This window comes from Methylobacterium sp. A52T (assembly GCF_053346095.1).
Genome location: NZ_JBKFBI010000142.1, coordinates 1 through 15,530, shown reverse-complemented (window position 1 = coordinate 15,530; position 15,530 = coordinate 1). Strand labels below are relative to the sequence as shown.

Here is a 15,530-nt window from a genome sequence, read left to right as displayed (position 1 = left end):
GCGTCGCGGACCGCCGCCGCGTGCGCGCCGAGCACGGCGACCACCGGCCGGGGGCGGGCGCCGAGGGCCGCCTCCGCGGCGTGGCGCACCAGCGGCCGGCCGTCGAGGGGCGCGAGCAGCTTCGGCGCGGCGCCGAACCGGCTGCCGAGGCCCGCGGCGAGCAGGATCGTGCCGATCTCAGGCATCCCGAACCTCCGCCCCCGGATCCGGCTCGTCCGCCGCGGTCGCGCCGCCGGCGCGCGGCTGCGGGCGCGAGACGATCTCCATCAGCAGGCCGCCGACGCCGAGGGCGACGATGTCGGCCCGGGTCACGGTCAGGTCCGCCAGCAGGCGGTGGAGGATCCAGTCGAAGCCGTTCTCCTTGGGCGAGCGGGCGCAGCCCGGCGCGCCGATCACCGGCACGCCGCCGCGGGCGCCGACGAGGAGCAGGTTGCCGGGGTCGACCGGCATGCCGAGATGGTCGACCCGGCCGCCCGCCGCCGCGATCCCGGCCGGGATGACGTCGCGCCGGTCGGCGATCGCCGAGGCGCCGAACACCACCACGAAGTCGGCCCCGGCGCGATCGATCATCTCCGCCAGGGACGCCGCCACGGAGGCGGCGGTGTGGGGCACCCGGGTCTCGGCCACGATCGCCGCGCCCGCGGGCGCGAGGCGGTCGGCCAGGGCCCGGAGGGTCTTGTCGATCGTCGTCTCCTTGAGGCTCGGCAGGCGCGTCGAGACCACGGCCACCCGGCGGCGGCGATACGGCACCACCGCGAGGACGTCCCCCTCCGCGGCCGCGCAGGCCCGGGCCAGCACGGCGCCCGGCACGGCGTAGGGGATGATCTTCACCGTGGCGACCATCTCGCCCTCCACCACCGGCCGGAAGCGCGGCAGCGTCGCCACCGTCACCGCCTCGTCGACGGCGTTGACCGCGTCGATCCGGGCCGGATCGAGGATGAGCACCCCCGCCGTCACGGCGAACAGGTTGCTGCGGCCGGTGAAGGGCGCCTCGACGCGCAGGTTCGGCCCGCGCAGGCGCGCGGCGAGCCGCGCCGCGGCGGCGTCCTCGCCGACGTCGCCGGGCTCGAGCGTGGCCGCCACGATCTCCGACAGGCCGGCCCGCGCCAGGCCGGCGGCGGCCTCCTCGGCGATGACGGCGCCCTTGCGCAGGGTGATGTCGGCCCGCCGCACCGTGTGCGCGCTGATCAGCCCGGCCGATTCCGCGACCGGGACGGTTCCGAACCTCACGCGACCTCCGGGCGGGGCACGCGACGCAGGGCGGCGACGATCTCGGCGAGCACCGCCAGGGCGATCTCGGCCGGGCTCACGGCGCCGAGGGGCAGGCCGATCGGCGCGCGGATCCGGCCGATCTGCGCGGGCGTGAAGCCGGCCTCCGTGAGCCGCGCGACGCGCGCCGCGTGGGTCTTCCGCGAGCCGAGGGCGCCCACGTAGAAGCACTCGGCCGTCAGCGCCGCCTTCAGCGCGGGATCGTCGATCTTCGGATCGTGGGTCAGGGCCGCCAGGGCGCAGTAGCGGTCGAGGACCGGCACGGCGGTCCCGAGGGCGGCGTCCGGCCATTCGGCGACCAGCGCGGTGCCGGGGAAGCGCTCGGGCGTCGCGAAGGCGGTGCGCGGGTCGATCACCGTGAGCGCGAGGTCGAGCCCCGCCGCCATCGGCGCCAGGGCCTGCGAGATGTGGACGGCGCCGACCACCACGAGCCGCACCGGCGGCACCTGCACGGTGAGGAACAGCGTCCGCCCGTCCGCCTCCACGAGGCCGCTCCTGCCGGAGGCGAGGTGCTTCGCCAGCACGTCGGCGAGGGGATCGGCGGCGATCGCGTCCTCGCCGACGAGGCGCTGCGCGCCGTCGGCGATGTCGGTGATGAGGATCGCGGCGCGGCGCGCGACCCGCGCGTCGTTGAGCGCTGCCAGGACGTCGCCGCGCATCAGTCGACCCGCTCGACGAAGACCCGGATCCGGCCGCCGCAGGACAGGCCGGCGCGCCACGCGGTCTCGTCCGCGACGCCGAATTCGAGGACGCGGGGCACGCCCGCCTCGATCACCTCGATCGCCTCGGTGATCACCGCGCCCTCGACGCAGCCGCCGGAGACGGAGCCGAGGAAATTGCCCTCGCCGTCGACCACGAGGTGGCTGCCCACCGGTCGGGGGGCCGAGCCCCAGGTCTCGATCACCGTGGCGAGGGCCACGGCGCGGCCGTCGCGCCGCCAGGACTGGGCAGCGGAGAGGATGTCTGTGTCTGTGCTGAGCATGGCCTCGTGGACTTCCGGCCGGCGGGCGCCCCCCGCCCCTCACAGGTATGGCCCGCCTGCCGCGGTGCAAGAAGCCCTCATGCTGAAGGGAGTGTCAGGAAACATTGGCCGAGATCGTCGGTCGGCCATACTCTGCACCCACGATCTTTCGCGGAGACGGCGCCCCGATTAGTGTCCGGCATGTCCAAACCACAGCCTCATCCTGAGGTGCCGGAGCGCAGCGGAGGCCTCGAAGGAGCCCTCCAGCCGGCCGCGCGACCCCTGGAGCCCTCCTTCGAGGCCCGCTGGCGCGGTCACCTCAGGATGAGGGCGTGGGGTGGACGTTTCGCTGAAACCGAGGCCCCTTTCGCCCGATGGGCCCGGCCCCGGCGCCCAGCCCCATGAACGCCCCGGATCCCGCCCTCGCCCGGGCGCTCCGCGAGGAGCCGCCGCGCTCGCCCCCGCGCCGCCTGTGGAAGCGCGTCAGCCGGGCGATCGGCGACGTCCTGCCGAAGGGCCTCTACGCCCGCTCGCTGATCATCATCATCGCGCCGGTGGTCCTGCTCCAGTCGGTGATCGCCTACACCTTCATGGAGCGGCACTGGCAGCTCGTGACCAAGCGCCTGTCGGCGGCGGTCACGGCGGACGTGGCCGCGCTGATCGACATCTACGAGAGCTACCCGCAGGACAAGGATGCCGAGACCCTCGCGCGCATCGCCGGGGAGCGGCTGAACCTCGACCTCGACATCCTCAAGGGCGCCAAGCTGCCGCCCCCGGGCCCGCGCCCGTTCTTCTCGATCCTCGACGAGGCCCTGTCCGACGAGATCAAGCGCCAGATCCGAAGACCGTTCTGGATCGACACGGTCGGGCGCTCGAACCTGATCGAGATCCGCGTGGCGATCCCCGACGGGGTGATGCGCATCACCGCCCGGCGCAGCCAGGCCTACGCGTCGAACTCGCACATCTTCCTCGTGTGGATGATCGGCTCGTCGCTGGTGCTGCTCGGCGTCGCCATCCTGTTCCTGCGCAACCAGATCAAGCCGATCCTGCGGCTCGCCGCCGTGGCGGAGGGCTTCGGCAAGGGGCGGGAGATCGAGTTCCGGCCCCGCGGCGCCCGCGAGGTGCGTCAGGCCGGCCACGCCTTCATCGAGATGAAGCGGCGCATCGAGCGGGCGATGGAGCAGCGCACGACGATGCTGAACGGCGTCAGCCACGACCTGCGCACCATCCTGACCCGCTTCCGCCTGTCCCTGGCGCTGATCGAGCAGACCGAGGAGATCGAGGATCTCAGCCGCGACGTCGACGAGATGAGCCGGATGCTGGAGGGCTACCTCGCCTTCGCGCGGGGCGATTCGGCCGAGCCCGCGGCGCCCACCGACATGCGCGCCCTGCTGGAGGACCTGCGGACCGACGTCGAGCGCCTCGGCGCCCACGTCTCCGCGGTCGATCTCGCCGGCGCGCCCCAGGTCACGGTGCGGCCCGGCGCCTTCCGGCGCTGCCTGTTCAACCTCGCGGCCAACGCCGTCCGCTACGGCGAGACGGTGGCGATCTCCGGCCGGCTGGAGGCCCGGACCTTCCTCGTCTCGATCGACGATGACGGGCCCGGCATCCCGGCGGAGAGCCGCGAGGACGTCTTCAAGCCGTTCGTGCGGCTCGACGACGCCCGCCAGGATGCCGGCGGCTCCGGGCTGGGCCTGTCGATCGCCCGGGACATCGCCCGGGCCCACGGCGGCGACATAACCCTGCACGACAGCCCGCTGGGTGGCCTGCGGGCCACCGTCCGGGTCCCGGCCTGAGCGGGATCCGGCTCAGGTATCGGCGGGCCGGCGCAGGCGCAGGAACTCGGCCTGCACGTTGCGGATCAGGTGATCCATGCTCGCCTCGTCGAGGGCGGCGCTCGTCAGCCGGGCGCGCAGGCCGGCCTCGCCGTTCCAGGCGTAGCCGGCCTCGAACGGCAGGTGGCGCCGCAGGAGCGGGCTCACGACCGACTCGCGCCGGTAGGCGGGATGTCGCAGCAGCCGCCCGATATGGAGCGCCAGCGTCTCGACGCTGGAGGATCTGGAGCCTGAACTCCCCGCTCCCTTGCCTTTCGAATCGACCGATGCCCAACGCATACGTGTCCGCCCTCCCGAAGACGCCACTGTTGCGCGAAATGATTGCGCATCCATGAGCGTTCGGGCGAGCCGGCGAAAAACTGCAGCTCGCGGGGTCCCAACCTTCGCAGCACGGTGATATGCAGGGGCGCTTTCCCAGGGCCGCGGTCAGCCGCGCGCCGGATCCCGAGTGCCGAACATGAACCCGCTCGTCCCGCTCTTCGCCCTCATCTCGCTGCCGCTCGCGGCCATCGGGCTCGTGCTCTACACTGACGAGGGCATCAACCCGGACCTGTTCTACGCCTCCGTGAAAACCTTCGTGATCCTGGGCGCGATCGCCGCGGCGATGTCGTTCGGCGCGATGAAGCTCTCGGAGCGGTCCAAGCACTGACGTCCCACCGCCCGGAGGGCGCGATGCTGCACGTGGTCCCGGCCTTCTCGCGCATCGGCGAGGAGAACGCCTTCGCGGTCCTGGCGCGGGCCCAGGCCCTCGCCGCGCAGGGGCGGGACGTGATCAACCTCGGCATCGGCCAGCCGGACATGCCCACGCCCGCCCACGTGGTCGAGGCGGGCATCAAGGCGCTGCGCGACGGCCACCACGGCTACACGCCGGCTGTTGGCATCCCGCAGCTCCGCGAGGCGGTGGCCCGCGACATCCACCGCCGCCACGGCGTCGAGGTCTCGCCGGATTCCGTGATGATCGTGCCGGGCGGCAAGGTCACCATGTTCATGGCGATCCTGATGTTCGGCGCGCCCGGGACCGAGATCCTGTACCCGGATCCCGGCTTCCCGATCTACCGCTCGATGATCGAGTTCACCGGCGCGACGCCCGTCCCGGTGCCGATCCGCGAGGAGAACGGCTTCGCCTTCTCGGCGGCCGAGACCCTGGCGCTGATCACGCCGAGGACGCGGCTGCTGATCGTCAATTCGCCCGCCAACCCCACCGGCGGCGTGACGCCGAAGGCCGAGATCGACGCCCTGGTGAGGGGCCTCGCCGAGCACCCCGACGTCGCGGTGCTGTCGGACGAGATCTACGGCACCATGACGTACGACGGCGAGACCCACCACTCGCTGCTGAAATATCCCGAGATCCGCGACCGGCTGGTCTACCTCGACGGCGCGTCGAAGACCTACGCGATGACCGGCTGGCGGCTCGGCTGGTCGGTCTGGCCGAAGCCGCTCTACGACGCGGCGCGCAAGCTCGCGGTCAACGCCCATTCCTGCGTCAACGCGGCGACCCAGTGGGCCGGCATCGCGGCGCTCGACGGGCCGCAGGATTGCGTGGCTGAGATGGTCGCCGAGTTCGACCGGCGCCGGGCGATCGTGGTCGACGGGCTGAACGCCCTGCCGGACGTCTCCTGCATCGCGCCCAAGGGCGCGTTCTACGCCTTCCCGAACATCGGCCGGACCGGCTGGAAGGCGAAGGCGCTGGCCTCGACCCTCTTGGAGGAAGCGGGCGTGGCGGTGATCGGCGGCCCGGATTTCGGCGTCCACGGCGAGGGCTACCTCCGCCTGTCCTACGCCAACTCGGCCGAGAACATCCGGCGGGCGCTGGAGCGGATGGGCACGTTCCTCGGCGAGCGGAAGCCGGGCTGAGGGCAAGGCCTCACCGGCCTCGGCAGGGACGCCATCATCCGCGCCGCCGTCCTCGCGCGCGCGGCGAAGCGATCCAGTCGGCGCGACGACTGCGGAGGCCGGGCCGCCCTGGGTCACTTCGCGGCGCTCGCGAGGACGGTTTTGGCGACCGAACCGTTTGGACGCAAACCGGTTCGACCGGCACGCCTCAGGACTTGCCGGGCGCCCGCTTGTCGATCCAGCCGACCAGCCAGTCGGCGATGTCGAGGCTGTTCTTGTCCTGCATCAGCATGTGCGAATTGCCGTGGATGCCGATCTCGGGCAGCAGGATCAGCTCCGCCTTGCCGCCCGCGGCGTTGGCGGCCGCCACGAAGCTGCGGCACTGCTTGAGCCGCGGCGCCCAGCGGGGCGAGGCGTCGACGTAGTCGCCGAACAGGACGAGGATCGGCAGGTCCTTGTAGGGCGCGAGGTCGTCCTTGGCCGGGTCCGGGCAGGCGGCCGGCTCGATGGCCACGATGGCGCGCAGGCCGGTCCGATCGAGGGCGGCGGTCTGGAACGGGTAGATCCCCGACTGCGAGTGCGAGATGAGCACCGCGCCCTTGAGCCGCTTGGCGAGTTCCGACAGGGCCGGCACGGTCGGGTTCGGAACCGGCAGGGCGGCCGACCAGTCCGGGACCATCTGCTTCCAGAACTCGCCCTGGGCCTCCAGGGGGAACTGCATGCCGGGGAACACCTTCGGGTATTCCGGCCCGAACCGGAAGATCGCCCAGGCCGGCTCGCGCCCGGCCGAGAACACGGGCGGCAGCGTCTTGGGGTCGGCCTGCCCCGTCTTCACGGCGTTGATCTGGGCCGGGCTCGCCGCCGAGCGGCCGCGCCAGGCCTGGTCGATCACGTAGGTCGGGAAGCCGCGCCGGACGAGATACTCGTCCCAGCCCATGCGCCCGTCGGGCGTCGTCTCCCAGGTCTTGCCGGTGAGGCAGCAGCCGTGGATCAGGACCAGCGGCGGCCGTCCGGCATTCACCGGGACCTGATAGCGGACGTAGATCTGGTCGACGCTGATCGTGCCCGACGGCGCGTAGGCCGGCAGCGTCGAGAGCGTGTCGGACTGGACGTCGCGGCCGCCGACGAAGAAGCTGCCCTGCTCGGCGATCGTCAGGGGGCCGGCGGCCGGATCGGCCGCGCGCGCGGAGCCGCCGGCGATCAGCATGGCTGCGACCAGCGCGCAGGCCCGCCGGCGGGCGCGCCCGGGCGCGGGCACTGACAGTCCTGCCATGAAATGTCCCGTCCTCCCGCGCGCGGGCCGTCCTCCGGACCCGTCGTCGCGCGGGAGCCTAGCACGAAGCTCGGCCGCCGTGGGAGATCCGCCCTTCGGGCAGGTTGCCAGTCAGGCTCCGATGTCGCGCTCGACACGCTCGACCGCCTCCGCGGGCAAGTCGAGGGCCTCGGCCAGCATCTTCAGGAACTGGCGCTCCTGGAGCGTGTCGGGCTCGATGGCGAGTCGCGCTGCCGCGAAGATCCGCGCCGCCGCGTCGGGATCCGCGACCCGGTCGGCGATCGCGTCGACGTCAGCCGGGTCCGCGAGCTCGCGCTCGAGCCAGGCACGTCCGTCGGGATCGAGGCCCGCCTCCGCCACGGCGGCGTCGAGGCGCTGGCGCTCCGCGGCGTCGACCATCCCGTCGGCCGTCGTGGCCGCCACCATGGCCCGCAGCATCAGCCGGGCCTCGTCCTCGTCGACCTTCGTGAAGTCCGGGCCCCCGGCCTCGGGCGGCGGCGCACCGCGCAGCGCCCGGTAGGCGAGGCCGCCGATCAGCGCCAGTCCGCCGAGGGCGGCCCCGGCGGCGAGCCCGCCGCGCCTCGACCGCACGAGCGCGTCGACGATCCGTCTGCTGTCAGCCATGCCGTCCTCCCGGTTTCCGATCCAGATCGGATCGGAAACCGCCCGGGAGGCGCCCGGGTTCAGCCGCGCTCAGGCGTCGGCCTCGTCCTCGTCCTCGTCCTCGTCGATATCCACGAGGAAGACGATGTCGGCCTCGTCCTCGTCGTCCGAATCGGAGCCGGTGTGGCGCGGATCCTCGACGAAATCGCCTTCGCCGTCGTCCTCGGCGAGGGCGTCCTCGAAGATCTCGACCTCGTCCTCGGTGGCGGCCCGGACCGTGAGCGCCGACGTGCCGTTCCAGACCGGCTTCCCGCCGGTCGTCATGGTCCGGATGTCTTCCTTGAAGCCGTCACAGGTGAAGAGGTCCTTGGCGGACGCCTCGTCGCTGTTGATCACCGCAACGGCGGTGCCGTCGATCTCGAGCGTGAACATGGCCGGCATCCCTCTCGTAACCGTCCTCAGGCGCGCCCGGTCAGCGGGTTGGCGCACGGGTGCGACGCGCTGCCCCGGGAAGAAACGCCAGGGTTTGGTCCGGCGGCCGCGAGCGTCGCGCGGGGATGCTGTAGGGGTGAAGCGGACGGCCGCCAAGCCCGTCGCGGCCCGACCCGCACGATTCGGCGCGGCACGGATCCTGCGCCCATCGGGGCGGGCACAGTCTCGAACACGAAGGATCACCCGCGCATGCGGATCAGGCTCGGCTGCGAGATGCGCTACGCCTTCCCCTATCCCGTGCCCATGGTGGTGATGCTCAACGTGCATCCCTCCGGGGCGGCCGCCCTGGAGGCGCCAGACACGCTCCGCACCGATCCGCCCGTCCCGGTGGCGATCTACCGCGACGGTTTCGGCAACCTGTGCGGCCGGCTGACCGCGCCCGCCGGCAACTTCACTATCGGGACCGACGCGGTGATCCGCGACGGCGGGATGCCCGATCCAGCGCACCCGGAGGCCGCGCAGCACGCGATCGAGGCGCTGCCGGCCGAGACGATCGTGTTCCTGCTCCCCAGCCGCTACTGCGAGTCCGACCTGCTGGCCGACGCGGCGTGGCGTCTCTTCGGCCATACCGAGCCCGGCTGGGCCCGGGTGCAGGCGGTCTGCGACTTCGTCCACGCCCACATCGCGTTCGGCTACGAGTTCGCCCATCGCGACCGCACGGCCGCGGACGCCTACGCGGGCGGGCGCGGCGTCTGCCGGGACTTCACCCACCTGGCCGTCGCGTTCTGCCGCGCCCTCAACATCCCGACCCGGTACTGCACCGGCTACATCAGCTTCATCGGCGAGCCCGAGCCGCACCCGGCGGGCGACTTCGCGGCCTGGATGGAGGTCTATCTGGGCGGCGCCTGGCACGTGTTCGACCCGCGCAACAACAGCCCGCGGATCGGCCGGGTCATGGTCGCGTACGGCCGGGACGCCGCGGACGTGCCGCTGACCCACACGTTCGGACCGAATCCCCTGGTGGGCTTCCGGGTCTGGGCCGACCGGATCGACCACCTGGACGCTTCCGGCGAAGCGCCGGTCCTGCCGGAGGAGCCCCTGCCGCCGCAGAGCATGGCGACCCGGACTGGGTGAGCGTCAGACGCCGGCGCCGCGGGCGATGGCGCGCTTGACCACGCCCTGGACGTCCGGATTCGAGAGGAACAGGTCGTGGTTGATCAGGCCGCCGCCGTAATCGGAGGCGTCGGCGACGCGCACGCCGAGCGCCTCGAGCTTGGCGCGATCGGCCGCGCCGGCGCGCACGCCCCCCGCCAGCGCGGCGGAGAGCTCGAGCGCCCGGTCGTTGGTCGAGGAGATCACCGTGATCTTCGAGACGTCGGGTCCCATGCGGGCGACGCCGTTGGAGAACAGGTCGAAGTCGATGTCGGGGGCGGCCAGCACCACGGCGCCGATCCGCGACATCGCCGCCTCGCCCGCCTCGGCGCGGAGCATCCGCAGGGTCTCGAGGGTGAGGAGCGTGCCCATCGAGTGCGCGACGATGTTGATGCGGCCGCCGCTCGGCGAGGCGGCGAGCGCCTTCAGCAGGTCCTCGAAGGCGTCGCGCGACCAGAGGGCGCTCTCGCGATCGTAATTGTAATCGAGGGTCGCGGCCGCCGACGGCCACGTGAACAGGCCGGAGACGCCGCGGAACCGGATCCCGTCCGAGAGCCGGGCGGCGCTGACCGCGGCCGATTCGAACGATTCGCGGTAGCCGTGGACGTAGATCAGCACGTCGCGTCCGAGGGCCGCCTGGGCGAAGGCCTCGGCGGCGCCCGGTCCGGATTCGGATTTCGGAACCGCGCCGATGGTCCAGTCGCCGGTGATGACGGACGAGACCTTGCCGAGCAGCGAGCGGTCGGGCGGCGACAGGCGCACCTCGGCGAAGCTCAGGCCGCGGCCGCGGTCGCTGCTGAAATACGGCGGCCGGGGCGGGTTGCCCACGGGCTTGCGGGTCGTGGCGACCAGCAGCACCGGCATGACGTCGAGGGCCGACTGCTTCTCGGGCAGCGCCGCCCCGGACCCGAGGTCGTCGGTGACGCAGGCGCCGAGCGACGGGGCGAGACCTGCGGCGCCCGCGAGCGCTCCGAAGCGAAGAAGGATGCGGCGTGAGACGATGTGGCTCGACATGATCCGGTTACGCTCGGGCGGGACGCCTTCCGTTGCCCAGGATCGTGACCATCGCGGGGCACGACCGCCGCGACGCGGCGTGAATAGCGGGCACGGCCGGGCTTGTGGTGGGCGGGACACAGGCCGGCGATCCCCCGACCCCGATGCTCTCCCCCTCGACGGCGGCCGTCGCCGCGGCCATGAAGGGAGCATGACGCCGTCCATCGACATCGAGAGTCTCCGCGAGCGCCTGCTGCGCGGCGACCGCGCCGCTCTGGCCCGGGCCATCACGCTGGCGGAGTCCAAGCGCGCCGATCACCGGGCGCTGGCGGCGAACCTGATCGACTCGGTCCTGCCCGAGACCGGCCGGGCGATCCGCGTCGGCATCACCGGCGTCCCCGGCGTCGGCAAGTCGACCACCATCGACGCCCTCGGCTCGAACCTGACGGATGCCGGTCACAAGGTGGCGGTGCTCGCGGTCGACCCGTCCTCCTCCAGGACCGGCGGCTCGATCCTGGGCGACAAGACCCGGATGGCGCGGCTGTCGCACGACCCCAAGGCCTTCATCCGCCCCTCTCCCTCCTCGGGCACGCTCGGCGGCGTCGCGGCCAAGACCCGCGAGACGATGCTGCTCTGCGAGGCCGCGGGCTTCGACGTGATCCTCGTCGAGACGGTCGGCGTCGGCCAGTCGGAGACGGCGGTGGCCGACCTGACCGACTTCTTCCTCGTGCTGATGCTGCCCGGGGCGGGCGACGAGCTGCAGGGCATCAAGAAGGGCATCCTCGAGCTCGCCGACATGATCGCGGTCAACAAGGCCGATGCGGGAGAGGCCGAGCAGCGCGCCAACGCGGCGGCCTCGGAATACCGCGCGGCGCTGCACATCCTGACCCCGGCCTCCGCCACCTGGACGCCGCCGGTGGTCACGATCTCGGGCTTCCACAACCTGCGTCTCGACGCGATGTGGGCGAAGATCGTCGATCACCGGGAGAAGCTCACGGCGACCGGCGAGATCCAGGCGAAGCGCCGGGCCCAGGACGTGAAGTGGATGTGGGCACTGGTCGACGAGCGCCTGCACCAGCGCCTCGTCGGGTCCCCGGAGGTCCGTCGCCGCACGGCCGAGGCGGAGGCCGGCGTCGCCCGGGGCGAGACCTCTCCGGCCGCCGGCGCGGCGGCCATCGCCGAGCTGATCGGGCTCTGACCCGCTCCGCCGCCGCGAACGCGGGTCGAGGCGCACAATTTCGTGGCGGTCGGGGGCACAAACGCCATCTCGCGCGTTCGGTGGACGACGGCGTAACGAGCGGCGCCGGTGTCGCGACGCCGCGCTCACGTCCAGGAGAGTGCCATGGTGGATACGGATCGGATCGTCGGCGGCGCCAAGGAGGCTGTCGGCAAGGTTCAGGGCGCGGCCGGCGACTTCGCGGGCTCCAACCGCGACTCGGTCGAGGGACGTTTCCGCGAGGCCCAGGGCCAGGCGCAGAACGTCTACGGCCAGGTGAAGGACAAGGCCCGGGACATCGCCGACCGGGCCGGTGACTACGCGAGCGACGCCTACGAGCGCGCCGGCGACGTCGCGGAGGACGTCTACCAGCGGGGCGGCTCGTACCTGCGCGACGGGCGCAGCGCCGTCGGCGCTCGGGTGGAGGAGAATCCCCTGGTCGCGCTGCTGATCGCGGGCGCGGTGGGCTACGGCCTCGCCCTGCTGGTCCACGGCCGCCGCTGACCGGGAGCGGCCCCGCCCGGGCTCGGGCGGGGCCGGCCCTTGGACGAGGCGCACCGGTCGAGGCCGGTCGCGCTACTGCGCGGTCCAGCCCCCGTCCATGCTGATGTTGGCGCCGGTGATCTGGCTCGCCGCGTCGGAGCACAGGAACACCGCCAGCGCGGCCACCTGGTCGACGGTCACGAACTCCTTGGTCGGCTGCGCCTTCAGCATCACGTCCTCGATCACCTGCTCCTTGGTGAGGCCGCGGGCCTTCATCGTGTCGGGGATCTGCGCCTCCACGAGCGGTGTCCAGACATAGCCCGGCGAGATGCAGTTCACCGTGATCTTGTGGGGCGCGAGCTCCAGAGCCGCCGTCTTGCTCAGGCCCGCGATCCCGTGCTTGGCCGCCACGTAGGCCGACTTGAACGGCGAGGCCACCAACGAGTGGGCCGAGGCCGTGTTGATGATCCGGCCCCAGCCCCGGGCCTTCATCCCGGGGATCGCCGCGTGCATCGTGTGAAAGGCCGAGGACAGGTTGATCGCGATGATCTGCTCCCACTTCTCGGCCGGGAACTCCTCGATCGGCGAGACGAACTGGATCCCGGCATTGTTGACCAGCACGTCGACGGCCCCGAAGGTCTCCTCCGCCTCGCGTACCATGGCGGCGATCGCGTCGGGCTTGCTCATGTCGGCGGCCGAGTAGCGGGCCTTGACCCCGTAGGCGCTCTCGATCCCGGCCCGCGTCTCCTCGATGGCGGTCGCGTCCCCGAACCCGTTGAGGACGACGTTGGCCCCATCCGCCGCGAAGGCGCGCGCGATGGCGAGCCCGATGCCGCTGGTCGAGCCGGTGACGAGGGCGGTCTTGGTCTTGAGAGTCATGGAGCCTCCTGGGACGCGGGCGCCCGGCCGAAGGGTCGGGGACGGCGCGCTCGCGGTGGGACAGGTCGCGACCTAAGTAGCGCGGGAAGGGGATGCCGGCACAGGGTCGCTCGGAGGCGGTGCGGGCACGATGTCACCGGCTGCCGGCTGCGGGCGCGGCGTGGCCGGGAACGCGATCTCGACCCGCAGGCCGGGCGCGTTATCGGCGAGCCGCAGGCTCCCGTGGTGCAGGCGCACGACGGCGTTGACGAGGCTGAGGCCCAGCCCGAAGCCGGGCCGCGAACGGGCGTCCTCGAGGCGCACGAACCGGTCGAGCACGCGGGCCCGCTCCGCCTCGGGAATGCCCGGGCCGTGATCGGAGACGGCGAGGCGGATCGACTCCCCGTCGCGCCACGCCTCGAGCGTCACGCTGGTCTCCGCACCTTCGGACTCGGCCCCGTATTTCAGGGCGTTGTCGATGAGATTGGCGAGGGCCTGACCGATCAGCTCGCGGTTGCCCGCGATGGTGAGCGCGTCCTGCGCGTGCACGGCGAGCGTCAGCCCCTGATCCTCGGCGAGCGCCTCGTACAATTCGCCGACGCTCCGGACCGTCTGGCCCAGATCCAGCGGCACGAGGATCTCCCGGGCAGACCCGGCCTCGAGCCGCGCGATCATCAGGAGGGCGTTGAACACCCGGATCAGCCCGTCGCCCTCCTCGATTACGGCTTCCAGCGCCGCGCGCAGCTCCTCCGGCGTGGAGGCGCGGCGCAGGGCCTCGTCGGCACGGTTGCGCAGGCGGGTCAGCGGTGTCTTGAGGTCGTGGGCGATGTTGTCGGAGACTTCGCGCATGCCGCGCATCAGCTCGCCGATGCGCTCCAGCATCTGGTTGAGGCTCGATGCGAGACGGTCGAGTTCGTCGCCGTTCCCGGCCACGTGGAGCCGGTCGTCGAGATCGCCGGCCATGATCGCGCGGGTGGTCTGGGTCATGGCATCGACGCGGCGCAGCACTCGGCTCGCCGCCAGCCAGCCCCCGATCACCCCGAGGATCACGACGGCGGCGAGCGAGGTGATGAAGGCGCGCCCGATCACCGCCCGCAGCCGGTCGCGCTCCTCGGTGTCGCGCCCGACGAGCAGGCGGAACCCGCCCGGAAGAGTGAAGACCCGCACGATCGCCCGGTGCGCCTCGGCATCCGCGTCGTTGCGGCCGTAGCGCGTCTCGCTCTGGCCCGGCGTCGCCAGCACGGCGGCGGGCACGTAGCCGACATTGCCGACGACATGGTCGCCGCCGGCCGTGGTCACGAGGTAGAGCGAGGCGCCGGGCTCGCGGGAGCGCCGCTCCACCACGGTGATCAACCGCCGCAGGCCGCCGGCATTGTACTGTTCCGACAGCCCGTTGATCTCGGCGTCGATCGTGGAGACGATCTGGTCGTCGAGCACCGCGCGGGCGTTCCACGCGACGTAGCCGAGCGCCAGGAACGCGCAGAGGGCGAAGATCGCGAGGTAGGCCAGCGACAGCTTGAACGCGGTGGTGCGGAACAGTTTCTGGAAACGCGCCGCCGCGGTCTCGCGGGCGATCGGCGCGTCGGTCCAAACCTCGCTCACCCGGCCGCGCCCTCGTCGTAGCGCAGCACGTAGCCGGCGCCCCGGACCGTGTGGATGATCGGCGACGCGAAGCCCTTGTCGAGCTTGCTGCGCAGGCGCGAGACGTGAACGTCGATGACGTTGGTCTGCGGATCGAAGTGGTAGTCCCAGACATGCTCGAGCAGCATGGTGCGCGTCACGACCTGTCCGGCGTGCCGCATCAGGTACTCGAGGAGGCGGAACTCGCGCGGCTGCAGCGGGATCTCGCGGCCGGCCCGGGTCACCCGGTGCGAGAGCCGGTCGAGCTCCAAGTCACCGATCCGGTAGCGCGTCTCCTCCGCGGCGCCGGATCCGACCTGCCGCCGGGCCAGCGCCTCGGTGCGCGCCAGGAGCTCGGAGAACGCGTAGGGCTTCGGCAGGTAGTCGTCGCCGCCGGCGCGCAGGCCCTTCACGCGGTCGTCGACCTGACCCAGCGCCGACAGGATCAGGGTCGGGGTCGCGACGTTCTGCTCGCGCAGCGACCGGATCAGCGACAGCCCGTCGAGCTTCGGCAGCATCCGGTCGACGATCAGCACGTCGTAGTCGCCCTCGCGGGCGAGCGCGTACCCGTCGAGGCCGTCATGCGCGCTGTCGGCGACGTGTCCGGTCTCGCGGAACGCCTTGACGAGATAGGCCGCCGCCTCGCGGTCGTCCTCGATGATCAGCAGTCGCATGGCCCCGTTCCATAGCGCGCCGCGCGGGTCGGGGGAACGTATCTCCATCAACATGGTCAAGCCGCTCCCCTCCCCCGTCGGGATGGACGGGCCGAGGCCGCGGACCTCGACCCGTCCCGAAGCGGCGCGCGGAGGACTCGGAGGGCGCGAGATCCGTCACCGGCTTCGTCCGCGTGGGCGATGGGCCACGCGCGGTCCGAGGATGATGGCGCGGGCGCGGTTACGGGACGATCGCGGGAAGATGACTTCGCGGTAAGGCGGCCGTAGCGGGCTGGCCAACAGCGAAACGCCGACGGTCCGCTCTCGGAGAGAGCGGCCCGTCGGCGTC

The 15,530-nt window shown here is 72.3% G+C and carries 18 protein-coding genes; 6 read left to right on the top strand and 12 right to left on the bottom strand.

Annotation, left to right across the window (positions count from 1 at the left end; genetic code table 11):
- The 4 genes from ACLBYE_RS25270 to ACLBYE_RS25255 form a co-directional block, all read right to left on the bottom strand.
- Positions 1-185: NTP transferase domain-containing protein (locus tag ACLBYE_RS25270; RefSeq protein WP_447696271.1), on the bottom strand; the 185-nt coding region annotated here is incomplete at its 3' end.
- Positions 178-1,230, bottom strand: coding sequence for a molybdopterin-binding protein (locus ACLBYE_RS25265; RefSeq protein WP_447696270.1), 1,053 nt, complete (start codon positions 1,228-1,230; stop codon positions 178-180). The genes ACLBYE_RS25265 and ACLBYE_RS25270, both read right to left, overlap by 8 nt.
- A complete protein-coding gene (locus ACLBYE_RS25260; RefSeq protein ID WP_447696269.1) occupies positions 1,227-1,928 on the bottom strand; it encodes an XdhC family protein in 702 nt (233 codons plus the stop codon). The genes ACLBYE_RS25265 and ACLBYE_RS25260 overlap by 4 nt, the downstream gene beginning before the upstream one ends.
- Complete coding sequence (locus ACLBYE_RS25255) at positions 1,928-2,251, bottom strand: XdhC family protein (protein ID WP_020096348.1); 324 nt, start codon at positions 2,249-2,251, stop codon at positions 1,928-1,930. The genes ACLBYE_RS25260 and ACLBYE_RS25255 overlap by 1 nt, the downstream gene beginning before the upstream one ends.
- A 380-nt stretch (positions 2,252-2,631) precedes the next feature.
- Here ACLBYE_RS25255 and ACLBYE_RS25250 point away from each other — a divergent pair, with 380 nt between their 5' ends.
- Complete coding sequence (locus ACLBYE_RS25250) at positions 2,632-4,026, top strand: ATP-binding protein (RefSeq protein ID WP_447696268.1); 1,395 nt, start codon at positions 2,632-2,634, stop codon at positions 4,024-4,026.
- Positions 4,027-4,038: 12 nt separating this feature from the next.
- Here ACLBYE_RS25250 and ACLBYE_RS25245 read toward each other — a convergent pair whose 3' ends face one another.
- Complete coding sequence (locus ACLBYE_RS25245) at positions 4,039-4,344, bottom strand: hypothetical protein (RefSeq protein ID WP_026605442.1); 306 nt, start codon at positions 4,342-4,344, stop codon at positions 4,039-4,041.
- Positions 4,345-4,522: 178 nt separating this feature from the next.
- On the opposite strand from ACLBYE_RS25245, the gene ACLBYE_RS25240 reads away from it, so the two are divergent.
- Positions 4,523-4,714, top strand: a complete 192-nt coding sequence (locus ACLBYE_RS25240) for a hypothetical protein (protein WP_026605443.1) — start codon at positions 4,523-4,525, stop codon at positions 4,712-4,714.
- Positions 4,715-4,737: 23 nt separating this feature from the next.
- Positions 4,738-5,919 carry a pyridoxal phosphate-dependent aminotransferase gene (locus ACLBYE_RS25235; RefSeq protein WP_447696267.1) on the top strand — a complete coding sequence of 394 codons (1,182 nt, stop codon included), beginning with the start codon at positions 4,738-4,740 and terminating at the stop codon, positions 5,917-5,919.
- Between the two features lie 187 nt (positions 5,920-6,106).
- On the opposite strand, the gene ACLBYE_RS25230 is transcribed toward ACLBYE_RS25235, so the two are convergent.
- From ACLBYE_RS25230 to ACLBYE_RS25220, 3 genes are all read right to left on the bottom strand, one after another.
- A complete protein-coding gene (locus tag ACLBYE_RS25230; protein ID WP_447696266.1) occupies positions 6,107-7,171 on the bottom strand; it encodes an esterase in 1,065 nt (354 codons plus the stop codon).
- Positions 7,172-7,282: 111 nt separating this feature from the next.
- The gene (locus tag ACLBYE_RS25225) at positions 7,283-7,795 is read right to left on the bottom strand and encodes a DUF533 domain-containing protein (RefSeq protein ID WP_091683685.1); all 513 of its coding nucleotides are present in this window, start codon (positions 7,793-7,795) and stop codon (positions 7,283-7,285) included.
- A 69-nt stretch (positions 7,796-7,864) separates the two neighbouring features.
- Positions 7,865-8,206: a hypothetical protein gene (locus tag ACLBYE_RS25220; RefSeq protein ID WP_091981950.1), complete on the bottom strand. Its 342-nt coding sequence runs from the start codon at positions 8,204-8,206 to the stop codon at positions 7,865-7,867.
- A gap of 249 nt (positions 8,207-8,455) precedes the next feature.
- Here ACLBYE_RS25220 and ACLBYE_RS25215 point away from each other — a divergent pair, with 249 nt between their 5' ends.
- Complete coding sequence (locus ACLBYE_RS25215; RefSeq protein ID WP_447696265.1) at positions 8,456-9,340, top strand: transglutaminase-like domain-containing protein; 885 nt, start codon at positions 8,456-8,458, stop codon at positions 9,338-9,340.
- Between the two features lie 3 nt (positions 9,341-9,343).
- On the opposite strand, the gene ACLBYE_RS25210 is transcribed toward ACLBYE_RS25215, so the two are convergent.
- Positions 9,344-10,372 (bottom strand): alpha/beta hydrolase, encoded by a 1,029-nt coding sequence (locus ACLBYE_RS25210; RefSeq protein ID WP_427509652.1) that lies wholly within the window; start codon positions 10,370-10,372, stop codon positions 9,344-9,346.
- Positions 10,373-10,562: 190 nt separating this feature from the next.
- Here ACLBYE_RS25210 and meaB point away from each other — a divergent pair, with 190 nt between their 5' ends.
- Entirely contained in the window at positions 10,563-11,549 is a 987-nt protein-coding gene (gene meaB, locus ACLBYE_RS25205; protein WP_447696264.1) for a methylmalonyl Co-A mutase-associated GTPase MeaB, read from the top strand.
- Between the two features lie 144 nt (positions 11,550-11,693).
- Entirely contained in the window at positions 11,694-12,071 is a 378-nt protein-coding gene (locus tag ACLBYE_RS25200; RefSeq protein ID WP_132369367.1) for a CsbD family protein, read from the top strand.
- A gap of 72 nt (positions 12,072-12,143) precedes the next feature.
- Here ACLBYE_RS25200 and ACLBYE_RS25195 read toward each other — a convergent pair whose 3' ends face one another.
- The 3 genes from ACLBYE_RS25195 to ACLBYE_RS25185 all read right to left on the bottom strand — a co-directional run bounded on the left by ACLBYE_RS25195 (position 12,144) and on the right by ACLBYE_RS25185 (position 15,202).
- Complete coding sequence (locus ACLBYE_RS25195) at positions 12,144-12,929, bottom strand: 3-hydroxybutyrate dehydrogenase (RefSeq protein ID WP_447696263.1); 786 nt, start codon at positions 12,927-12,929, stop codon at positions 12,144-12,146.
- A 72-nt stretch (positions 12,930-13,001) separates the two neighbouring features.
- Positions 13,002-14,510, bottom strand: coding sequence for an ATP-binding protein (locus ACLBYE_RS25190; RefSeq protein WP_447696262.1), 1,509 nt, complete (start codon positions 14,508-14,510; stop codon positions 13,002-13,004).
- The gene (locus tag ACLBYE_RS25185) at positions 14,507-15,202 is read right to left on the bottom strand and encodes a response regulator transcription factor (RefSeq protein WP_020096362.1); all 696 of its coding nucleotides are present in this window, start codon (positions 15,200-15,202) and stop codon (positions 14,507-14,509) included. The genes ACLBYE_RS25190 and ACLBYE_RS25185 overlap by 4 nt, the downstream gene beginning before the upstream one ends.
- Positions 15,203-15,530: the final 328 nt, after the last annotated feature.